Consider the following 9,726-nt stretch of genomic DNA (forward strand, 5'->3'; position numbering starts at 1 on the left):
CGAACAGCACCGCCGCCGCCCGGCCGATGCCGGAACTGGCCCCGGCGACGACCGCCACCTTGCCCGCCAACACGCCCATCGATCTCTCCCTTCGTCATTGGATGCGGCGGAAGGTGGCGGAGGCGATCGGGGGCCTCACTCCGGTTCTTGCCCCGCAATTCCCATGGGTCGAGACCGGGGCGAGACGCACTTCATCTCGGTCCGGATCGGTCGTTCCAAGTGGAGTCGGCGGTACCCCGATGGATGGTCTGGAGAATCATGTCGAATCCTCCCGTTCAGTTTGATAATTACTATATAACTAGGAATATTATCAAGATTCTAGGGTGATACCCTTGTGCGGGCACTCGGCTAGGCGAGTGCCGTCTGCGGTTCTTCGACGAGGAACTTCACCGGCCGAGGCGATGTTCACTTTCCCGCATGGAGGCGCTTCGCTCGGGTGAACACCCGAACGCCGCGCGCACCACAGGAGCTTTCGAACGTCCGATGATGGATCCGAAGCTTGAATTTCTGCCGCGAGCGGGGGCCGGGATCGCCGGCCTCGACGAAGCCTTGCATGGCGGCTGGGCCCGGAACCGGCTTCATCTCCTGGAAGGCAACCCGGGGACGGGAAAGACGACGATCGCCCTGCAATTCCTGCTGGCCGGCGCCGCGGAAGGCGAGAAGGGCATCTATATCAGCCTGGCCGAAACCGAGCAGGAGCTGCGCGATGGCGTGCGCTCGCATGGGTGGACGGTGGGGCCGGAGATCGAGATCTTCGAGCTGGTCCCGCCCGAGAGCGTGCTGGATCCGAAGCTGCAGCAGAGCCTGCTTTATTCGTCCGACCTCGAGCTCGGCGAAACCGTCGAGCGCATCTTCGACGCGATCGAGCGGCTGAAGCCCCAGCGCGTGGTCATCGACAGCCTGTCGGAGATCCGCCTGCTGGCTCAGAGCTCGCTGCGCTACCGCCGCCAGATCCTGGCGCTGAAGCACTACTTCTCACAGAGCCGGTCGACGGTGATCATGCTCGACGACCTGACCACCGAGAACACCGATCGCGCGGTGCACAGTATCGCCCACAGCGTCGTGCATCTCGACCAGCTGGCGCCGATCTATGGGGGCGAGCGGCGACGGCTGCGCATCGTCAAATGCCGCGGCCAGCCTTTCCGCAGCGGCTATCACGACTTCACCATCACCACCGGCGGTGTCGAGGTGTTCCCGCGCCTCGTGGCGGCCGAGCATCGCCGTGGCTTCATGAGCGAGGTCACGCGCAGCGGCAACGCCGAACTGGACGCGCTGCTGGGCGGCGGCATGGCCGCAGGATCCAGCACGCTGGTCATCGGGCCGGCCGGCACCGGCAAGTCGATGCTGGTGCTGCAATACATCGCCGCCGCGGTGGCGCGGGGCGAGACCGCCGCACTGTTCGTCTTCGACGAGGAGCTGGGACTGCTGTTCAGCCGCGCCAAGGGATTGGGCATCGACTTGGCTGCGATGCGCGACGCCGGCAAGCTGGTGGTGGAGCAGATGGACGCGGCCGAACTCAGCCCCGGCGAGTTCTCGCACCGCGTCCGCAGCAGCGTCGACCGCGAGAACATCCGGCTGGTGGCGATCGACAGCCTCAACGGCTACCAGGCGGCGATGTCGGAGGAGCAGCACATCACCCTGCATCTGCATGAGCTGCTGCAATACCTGAACCGGCGTGGCGCCTCGACCTTCCTGACCATCGCCCAGCACGGCATGGTCGGCGAGATGCGGCAGACGGTCGATGTCACCTACCTGGCCGATACGGTGATCATGCTGCGTTACTTCGAGGCGTTCGGCCGGGTCCGGCGCGCCATCTCGGTGATCAAGAAGCGCACCGGGGCGCATGAAGATACGATCCGCGAGCTGCGCATCAACGGGCGCGGCCTGGCGGTCGGCGAGCCGCTGACCGAGTTCCAGGGGGTGCTGCGCGGCGTGCCCACCTATGTCGGACAGTCCGCACCACTGCTCGACCAGGCATGAGCGCACCATCCGTGGAGCGGGCGCTGATCCTGGCGCCGCAGGGCCGCGACGCGCAGGTGGCCGGCGGCATCCTGCGGGAGGCGTCCGTCCAGGTGGAGATCTGCCGGGATCTGGCGCATCTTCTCGCCGAGATCCGCCGGGGCGCCGAGCTGGCCATCCTGACGGAGGAGGCTCTGGCCGGTGTCGATGTCGCGCCGCTGACGCGATGGGTGTCGTCGCAGCCGCCCTGGTCGGATTTCCCCTTCGTGGTGCTGACCCGGCATGGCGGCGGGCTGGAGCGGAACCCGACAGCGGCCCGCATGACCGGGCTGCTCGGAAATGTCGCCTTCCTGGAGCGCCCGTTCCACCCGACCACGCTGGTCAGCGTGGTGCAGACCGCGCTGCGGGGCCGCCAGCGCCAATACGAGGCCCGGCGGCTGAATGAGCACCTGGAATCGCGGGTGCAGGAGCGGACGGCGGAGCTGGCCGCCGCCAACCGCCAGCTGCTGGCCCAGATCGACGAGCGCGAGCGGGTGGAATCGACCCTGCGCCAGATGCAGCGGCTCGAGGCCGTCGGCCAGCTGACCTCAGGCGTGGCCCACGACTTCAACAACCTGCTGACCGTGATCCTGGGCAACATCTCCTTCCTGGAGCGGGGGCTGGCCCAGGCCGGGCTCGACGGCGCCATGGAGCGGCGGCTCGGCTACATGCGGATCGCGGCGGAGCGCGGCGCCAAGCTGACCGACCAGCTGCTCGCCTTCTCCCGCCGCCAGCGGCTGGAGCCGCGGATCATCGACCTGAACGTCCTGCTGCGCGACATGCACGACCTGCTGCAGAGCACGATGGGCGGCCGGATCCGGATCGAGACCCGGGCGACGGACGGGCTGTGGCTGGCGCTGGCCGACCCGACGCAGATCGAGCTGGCGGTGCTGAACCTGGCGATCAACGCCCGCGATGCCATGGAATCGGGCGGCACGCTCAGCGTCACCACCGCCAATGTCACGCGCGGCCCGCCCGCCTCGCCGGAGCAGCCGGCGGCGGGCGACTATGTCGAGATCTGCGTCAGGGACACCGGCACCGGGATGACGGAGGAGGTGCGGGCCAAGGCGCTGGAGCCCTTCTTCACCACCAAGGAGGTCGGCAAGGGCTCCGGCCTGGGCCTCAGCCAGGTGCTGGGCTTTGCCAAGCAGTCCGGCGGCGGCGTGAGCATCGACACCGCACCCGGCCAGGGCACCGCGATCTGCATCTACCTGCCGCGAACCCGGGAGGCGGCCGTGGCGCCGGACGGGCTGCCGGCGGCGGCGTCCGCGACCGTCCGGGCGGCCCGGATCCTGGTGGTGGACGACGACAATGCGGTTCGCGAGATCACCGCGGCGATGCTGCGCGAGCTGGGGCACAGCGTGCTGGAGGCCGGCAGCGGCGGCGCCGCGCTGGAGTTGCTGGAGAGCGAGCCCGGCATCCAGCTGATGGTGGTCGACTTCGCCATGCCGGGCATGAACGGCGCCGAACTGGCGCGCCATGCCCGGCAGAGGCGGCCGGGCCTGCCGCTGCTGTTCGTCACCGGCTTCGTCGACCGCGCCGCCCTTGCCGGCATCGCCGACGCGCAGATCCTGGGCAAGCCCTTCGGCAACGAGGATCTGTCCAGGAAGATCGCGTCGGTGCTGCCTGGAGAGACGTCGGCGCCGAAGTCATAGCCGCCCGCTCAGGCCGCGTCGGCCGGTTCCGGCCGGCGGGCCGTCTCGAACAGCCGGCGGCCGAGGGTGTGGGCGGCTTCCAGGACATCGGCCGGATCCGCCGCGTCCGGCGGCAGCAGCAGCTCCGAGGTCGCGACCGGGGCGCCGCAGAAGTCGAAGATGCCGTGGTCGATCTGCGTCTTCATCGCGCCGGAATAGCCGTGCCGCTCATAGGTGCCCCGGCTGGCGCCGCCGAGCCCGACGAGATGGATCGGCAGGCGGCCCAGCATCTTCTCCAGCTTCCCTCCGGGGATCTCGTCATAGGCCCAGCCATTCGAGAAGACGCGGTCGATCCAGCCCTTCAGCAGGCCGGGCATCGACCACCAGTAGACCGGATAGACCAGCACCAGCGCGTCGGCGTGGTCGATCCGCGCCTGCTCGGCCAGCACGTCGGTGGAGGCGACTGCCTGCTTGAGATGGACTGCATGGTCGGTCGCGGTGAAGCGCGGGTCGAAGCCCTCGGCCATAAGGTCGGCGATCTCGGCGGTGTGGCCGGAGCGGGCGATGCCATCGGCGATGCGGGCGGCGGCGGCATGGGTCAGCGAGGCGGGATCGGGGTGCGAGACGACGACGAGCGCGTGCATGCCGGCAGCTCCTGCAGTGATTGCGGGGAGAGGGGAAACGTTATATACTTTTGGTAAGTTACTTTTGGTATATACCTATGTCAAGCACCGCAGCGAGAGATCCGCAGCCGCGCCGCCGCCTGTCGCGGGAGGAGCGGCACCGCCAGCTGATGGACGCCGCCTGGGCGCTGATCCGGGAGGAGGGGACGGAGGCCCTGACCCTCGGCCGGCTGGCTGAGCGGGCGGGCGTCACCAAGCCGGTGGTCTACGACCATTTCGGCGACCGCACCGGGCTGCTGATCGCGCTGTACCGGGAGTTCGACGATCGCCAGACGGCCCGGCTGCAGGCCGCGCTGGCGACGGATGCGCCGATGCTGGCGGGGCGGGCCGAGGTGATCGCCGCCGCCTATCTCGACTGCGTGCTGGCCCAGGGCCGCGAGATCCCCGGCGTGGTCGCGGCGCTGACCAGCTCGCCGGAGCTGGAGCGGGTCAAGCGCGAATGCGACGCGGCGTTCCGCGAGACCTGCCGCGCGGCCCTTGCCCCCTTCGCCCCGGCCGGCGCCATCGCCTCCGCCGGCCTCTGGGCCATGCTCGGCGCCGCCGAGGCCCTGTCCGCCGCCGCGGTCAATGGCGAGATCACCGCCGCCGAGGCGCTGGCGGAATTGGCCGAGACCATCGTCGCGATGGTTGCTAGGAGTCGGGGGTGACGCCGGGCGGCACGGCCGGCCATTCCGCACGAAAGGGCAAGCCAGCATGCGCATCGTCGATGTCGTGGAGGTGACGAAGCCGATCGCCTCCCCGATCCGCAACGCCTATATCGATTTCTCGAAGATGACGGCCAGCCTGGTGGCGGTGGTCACCGACGTGGTGCGCGACGGCCGCCGGGTCGTCGGCTACGGCTTCAACTCGAACGGCCGCTACGGCCAGGGCGGGCTGATCCGCGAGCGGTTTCGCGACCGCATCCTGGCGGCGGAGCCGGCGAGCCTGCTCGACGACAGCGGCGACAATCTCGACCCGCACCGGATCTGGACGGCGATGATGGCCAATGAGAAGCCGGGCGGGCATGGCGAGCGGTCGGTCGCGGTCGGCACCATCGACATGGCGGTGTGGGACGCGGTCGCCAAGATCGCCGGCCAGCCCCTGTTCCGCCTGCTGGCCCAGCGCCAGGGCCGCGCGGCCGATCCCCGGGTCTTTGTCTACGCCGCCGGCGGCTACTACTACCCCGGCAAGGACAACACGGCGCTGCGGGCGGAGATGCGCGGCCATCTCGACCGCGGCTACACCGTCGTGAAGATGAAGATCGGCGGCGCGACGATCGCCGAGGACCGTGGCCGGATCGAGGCGGTGCTGGCGGAGATCGGCGATGAGGCGCGGCTGGCGGTCGACGCCAATGGCCGCTTCGACCTCGAGACCGCCATCGCCTACGCCAGGATGCTCCGGGAGTATCCGCTGTTCTGGTACGAGGAGGCGGGCGACCCGCTGGACTATGCGCTGCAGGCGGCGCTGGCGGAGTTCTATCCCGGGCCGATGGCGACCGGCGAGAACCTGTTCTCGCACCAGGACGCGCGCAACCTGCTGCGCTATGGCGGTATGCGGCCGGACCGCGACTGGCTGCAGTTCGACTGCGCCCTGTCCTACGGGCTGGTCGAGTATCTGCGCACCCTCGACGTGCTGGCGCAGCTCGGCTGGTCGCCGTCGCGCTGCATCCCGCATGGCGGGCACCAGATGTCGCTGAATCTTGCCGCCGGCCTCGGCCTCGGCGGCAATGAGAGTTATCCGGACCTGTTCCAGCCCTATGGCGGCTTCCCGGACGGGGTGCGGGTCGAGGACGGCCACATCACCATGCCCGAGCTGCCAGGCATCGGCTTCGAGGGCAAGTCCGACCTGATCGCGGTGATGCGGGCGCTGGCGGAGTAGGGTTCTCGCCCGCGATTGGGAAGTGGCCGCGGGCATCGGGCACGCGGCCTCTCCCGCTCGCGGGACCTTTCCGGATCATGGCACGGGATCCCGGGGACGTCGCGGATGCCGCGCCGGCCGCCGTCCTGCATCCGCTCCGTGCCCTCCTGCCGGCGCTCGGCGCCGTCCGGACCGCTCCGAACCGGGCATCCCCTATCGGCCTGAAGTTGGCGGCCGCACCCGAATGCCAACGCTAGCCCGCGTTTGTCTTGCTTGCGTATAGCTGTGAATCCATCATGCCGTTGACGTATTCTTTGCTGTCAGGACTAAACTGCGTGTTCACGCCTGCCACGAACGATGTGATTCTCTTGCCTTCAGCACTCCAGTTCTTCAGCTTTACGAGTGCGTTCAGTTTGTAGTCGACTGCCGGGCAACAGATATTCATCCAGACATCGACCACAAATGATGATGTGTCTCTGGGGAGGCCTGACATCTCGGTGATGTTTCTTGCATAAGGAAGATCATTGACGATCACGAAAAAATGATCCCCCGGTGGAGTGATGCTGATCCCCCAAATATCGGCAGTTGGAAATTCTCTGCGAATCAGATAGCCTGCCAAGCAGTTCATTTCAACGCAATTTCCGTATTTGGCGTTGTCTTTGTATATTTTTTCACCGATGTTATCGTAATTCCCAACTCGCAAAGGGTTCTCATGAACCTTCTGTATGGAAAGCTGTATGTTGAAGTCTCGCTTCAAGGCTTTAAATACGATTTTGTCAGTGTCGTAAACCGATGGTGCGGTCAGGTCGTATAGTTTATTTGTTGACTTTTCACCGTCCTTATAATGTGCGCGGGCGTCGTTGAAAATTCTGCGGATATCCTGCTCGCGGACCGGCATGATTCTGACTCCACGGTGATTATTGATTTATGCGATTTTCCAGCAGCAGAAATACGAAAATATTACCCGCTTCTGGATAACGGTTTCGGTTGAAATAGGCGGACCGCGACATCCATTTCAGGCACCACACTGCGGGGCTCTCGGTTGCGGCAACCCGATTGCATCGAGGGCTAGGATCTGGTCCTCAGGCCCGGCGAGACCGTCGGCAGCATGGCCGGGATGCCTGCCTCCGCCTCGAGGTCCGCGAGTATCCGGAGCGGGCTGGAGTTGACCGAGCGGGTCGAATCCGCGCCAGCGCCCGAGATGGTGGCGGATCTGTGCCGCCGATACCGGCCGCCGGCGGACATGTAGCCGCGGCTGGCCGTCGCCGATGCAGCGCTGGAGGAGTTGGGCTCCGCGCCGGCCTCGGCGGCAATGAGAGCTATCCGGACCTGTTCCAGCCCTATGGCGGCTTCCCGGACGGGGTGCGGGTCGAGGATGGCCACATCACCATGCCCGACCTGCCGGGCATCAGCTTCGAGGGCAAGTCCGACCTGATCGCGGTGATGCGGGCACGGGCGGAGTAGGGGCGGGGTGGTGGAGGCGCCAGAGGCCGCCCCGGCGCCTCCACCCGGGGCCTAGGCGCGTTCGAGCCTCATGGTGATGTCGAAGGCGCCGTCATTGTTGGCGAACTCGCCGGCGCCGCCGATGTCGTTGTAGCGGAAGACGATCTCGCCATCGGCCGGAGCCTCCCAGTCGAGGACGCCGGTGCCGATGTAATGCAGGGTCGAGCCGATCTGGGCGAGCAGCGCGCCGACCGTGGTGGGCAGGAGATATCTGGACTCCATCTGCGTCTGGTACGGATGGTTCTTGTCGCCCTGCGGTCCGTGCCAGGGCCAGTCGGGGCCCATCTTGGCCCAGCCGGAGGCGAGGATGCTCAGGCGGTCGCCCTTCTTCACCGTGACGCCGGTCTTGATGCCTTCCTCGTTCTTGGCCGACAGTTGTCCTGTCCATGGGGTCGGCCGGGCCGCCGGCTTGTCGCCTCCGGCCTGGCCGCCGGCGGGACCAGACGCCGCCCCGCCCTCGATCTCGTCGGCCTCCTTCTCCTTGTCCTTGATGCTGTCCTCGGCCGGGATCCGGCTGGCGCAGATGGCGTCCTGCAGCACCTTGCCGAAATCGGCCAGGCCCTGGGTGTTGATGTAATATTCGCCGCCGGTGCGCAGGGCCAGGCGCTTGTACTCCGCGGTCAGCGCCGCCTCCTGCTCCGGGGTCGGCTGGGCCGGCAGCGTGGTCTGGTAGGCATGGACCTTGACCTCGTTGTCGACGGCGGCCTGGATCGCCCGGTCGGTCAGCTTGACGGCCTTGGCGCCGATGGTCAGGCCGCCGCCGTCCAGGCTCTCGTCGCCGAGCACGAACAGGGCGCGCTCGGCATCGGTGCGCCAGTCGAAATGCCGGCTGACATCGGCCACGGTCTGGGCGATCTGCTCCTGGGCGCTGGAATCCTTGCCCCCGGCCTTCGCCCGCGCGGTCAGCGCCGCGGCGTCGACGCCGATACCGGTCAGATAGTCCCGGGCGGTCTTGGTGAACTCGGTGCTGGCGAAGGTGCCCTCGATGCCGAGGAACTGCACCCGCAGGTCGGACGGGCAGGCCTTCTTGGCATCCTCGATCGCCGTGACCATGCCCTTGCTCAGGGCCTCGGCCTCGTCCTTCATGGAGTCGCTGGTGTCGATCAGCACCACCAGGTCGACCCTCTTGAGATCAGCCATCTTCGTCTCCTCTTCGATGGCGGACGGCACGTGTCCACGGGACGCGGGCTTCTCCGCGAGCTCCGTGCCATGGCACGTCCACCGTTTGACCGAGCCGCAACGAGGTGTTCGCCCGATAGGCCTGCGGCCCAGATGCATGCCGTGTGCGATTCGTGCCGACATCCTGAATCGGCAGCGACAGAACCGGCATTCATGAGAGTTTTGCCGAGTATCTGTACTAGTTTCTGGGAACGTTGTCCCATAACTAGTAAATCTGAATATGGGCAGCAAAATTTTATGAGTCAACATACGAATGACATTAACAATTGGACTATACCAATGTTAAAATTGTAATATCTGTATTGATATTAAATTGAGTTCAATTTTCGATATAAGCTGTGTGCCGAGAAGGGGTCGGTATCATGATGCGGTTGCTCTTGATCGTGTCGACCGGAGCCGGCTAGCCGCCCCCAGGGCACCCGGCCATAGTCGTCCTGCCTCTCCCGCGGGACCTTTTCGGTGCACAGGTATCGTCATTGCGTGCGCAGCTTCGCCGGCTTCGCCGTCTCGCGATGACGGCAGGGATCGTGCGGTCGCAGTAAACACAATGTTCATTGCTTAACTGCGCAACTAAGTTCATGATATGTTCCATGGATGAGGCGCAGACTCCCTCCGGCGAGACCCGGCCCGGCGACCCCGACCTGCACTGGACGGAGTGGGCGCTGAACCGGCTGCGCGACATCGTGGATCTCGAGATCCGCACCATGCGGGCCACCGTGCGGGAGCACGAGCAGATCCTGCGCGGCGCCGAGATGCCGGACTTTCCGCTGATGCAGTCCCGCCTCGCCCGCTCGGTGCGGCTGTCGATCGCGATGACCGAGCGGATCCGGCGCGACTATCTGCTGCGCAAGCAGGCGCGGATCGCGTCCGGCGAGCAGGAGCGGCGGCGGCGG

At 66.6% G+C, this 9,726-nt stretch carries 9 protein-coding genes and 1 pseudogene; 7 read left to right on the forward strand and 3 right to left on the reverse strand.

The genetic code is table 11. The features are described from left to right. From P409_RS40795 to P409_RS16825, 3 genes are all read left to right on the forward strand, one after another. On the forward strand, positions 1-284 hold a 284-nt coding region (locus P409_RS40795), incomplete at its 5' end, for a hypothetical protein (protein WP_238578707.1). Between the two features lie 202 nt (positions 285-486). After that, positions 487-1,980, forward strand: a complete 1,494-nt coding sequence (locus tag P409_RS16820) for an ATPase domain-containing protein (protein WP_034839718.1) — start codon at positions 487-489, stop codon at positions 1,978-1,980. Further along, positions 1,977-3,653 (forward strand): response regulator, encoded by a 1,677-nt coding sequence (locus P409_RS16825; RefSeq protein WP_034839697.1) that lies wholly within the window; start codon positions 1,977-1,979, stop codon positions 3,651-3,653. The genes P409_RS16820 and P409_RS16825 overlap by 4 nt, the downstream gene beginning before the upstream one ends. A gap of 8 nt (positions 3,654-3,661) precedes the next feature. Here the strand turns inward: P409_RS16825 and P409_RS16830 are convergent, their stop codons facing one another. Next, a complete protein-coding gene (locus P409_RS16830) occupies positions 3,662-4,276 on the reverse strand; it encodes an NAD(P)H-dependent oxidoreductase (protein ID WP_034839702.1) in 615 nt (204 codons plus the stop codon). 77 nt (positions 4,277-4,353) lie between these two features. Here P409_RS16830 and P409_RS16835 point away from each other — a divergent pair, with 77 nt between their 5' ends. Together P409_RS16835 and P409_RS16840 are read left to right on the forward strand one after the other, a co-directional pair. Further along, positions 4,354-4,962: a TetR/AcrR family transcriptional regulator gene (locus P409_RS16835; protein WP_034839707.1), complete on the forward strand. Its 609-nt coding sequence runs from the start codon at positions 4,354-4,356 to the stop codon at positions 4,960-4,962. A gap of 46 nt (positions 4,963-5,008) precedes the next feature. Beyond that, positions 5,009-6,172, forward strand: coding sequence for a mandelate racemase/muconate lactonizing enzyme family protein (locus P409_RS16840; RefSeq protein WP_034839711.1), 1,164 nt, complete (start codon positions 5,009-5,011; stop codon positions 6,170-6,172). 232 nt (positions 6,173-6,404) lie between these two features. Here the strand turns inward: P409_RS16840 and P409_RS38015 are convergent, their stop codons facing one another. Continuing rightward, complete coding sequence (locus P409_RS38015; RefSeq protein ID WP_152613421.1) at positions 6,405-7,049, reverse strand: hypothetical protein; 645 nt, start codon at positions 7,047-7,049, stop codon at positions 6,405-6,407. Positions 7,050-7,450: 401 nt separating this feature from the next. On the opposite strand from P409_RS38015, the pseudogene P409_RS37165 reads away from it, so the two are divergent. Next, a pseudogene (locus P409_RS37165) lies at positions 7,451-7,615 on the forward strand (mandelate racemase); the annotation flags it as partial. Positions 7,616-7,666: 51 nt separating this feature from the next. Here the strand turns inward: P409_RS37165 and P409_RS36285 are convergent. Next, the gene (locus P409_RS36285; protein WP_052120790.1) at positions 7,667-8,794 is read right to left on the reverse strand and encodes a LecA/PA-IL family lectin; all 1,128 of its coding nucleotides are present in this window, start codon (positions 8,792-8,794) and stop codon (positions 7,667-7,669) included. 629 nt (positions 8,795-9,423) lie between these two features. Here P409_RS36285 and P409_RS16850 point away from each other — a divergent pair. Continuing rightward, positions 9,424-9,726 (forward strand): hypothetical protein (locus P409_RS16850; RefSeq protein ID WP_034839714.1); only part of this gene is annotated, 303 nt, incomplete at its 3' end.

The sequence above is a fragment of the Inquilinus limosus MP06 genome (assembly GCF_000767795.1).
Taxonomy (GTDB): Bacteria; Pseudomonadota; Alphaproteobacteria; order DSM-16000; family Inquilinaceae; genus Inquilinus; species Inquilinus limosus_E.

Coding starts and splice junctions, on each gene's coding strand:
- P409_RS16820 (WP_034839718.1), top strand. CDS start 487: ATGGATCCGAAGCTTGAATTTCTGCCGCGAGCGGGGGCCGGGATCGCC.
- P409_RS16825 (WP_034839697.1), top strand. CDS start 1,977: ATGAGCGCACCATCCGTGGAGCGGGCGCTGATCCTGGCGCCGCAGGGC.
- P409_RS16830 (WP_034839702.1), bottom strand. CDS start 4,276: ATGCACGCGCTCGTCGTCGTCTCGCACCCCGATCCCGCCTCGCTGACC.
- P409_RS16835 (WP_034839707.1), top strand. CDS start 4,354: ATGTCAAGCACCGCAGCGAGAGATCCGCAGCCGCGCCGCCGCCTGTCG.
- P409_RS16840 (WP_034839711.1), top strand. CDS start 5,009: ATGCGCATCGTCGATGTCGTGGAGGTGACGAAGCCGATCGCCTCCCCG.
- P409_RS38015 (WP_152613421.1), bottom strand. CDS start 7,049: ATGCCGGTCCGCGAGCAGGATATCCGCAGAATTTTCAACGACGCCCGC.
- P409_RS36285 (WP_052120790.1), bottom strand. CDS start 8,794: ATGGCTGATCTCAAGAGGGTCGACCTGGTGGTGCTGATCGACACCAGC.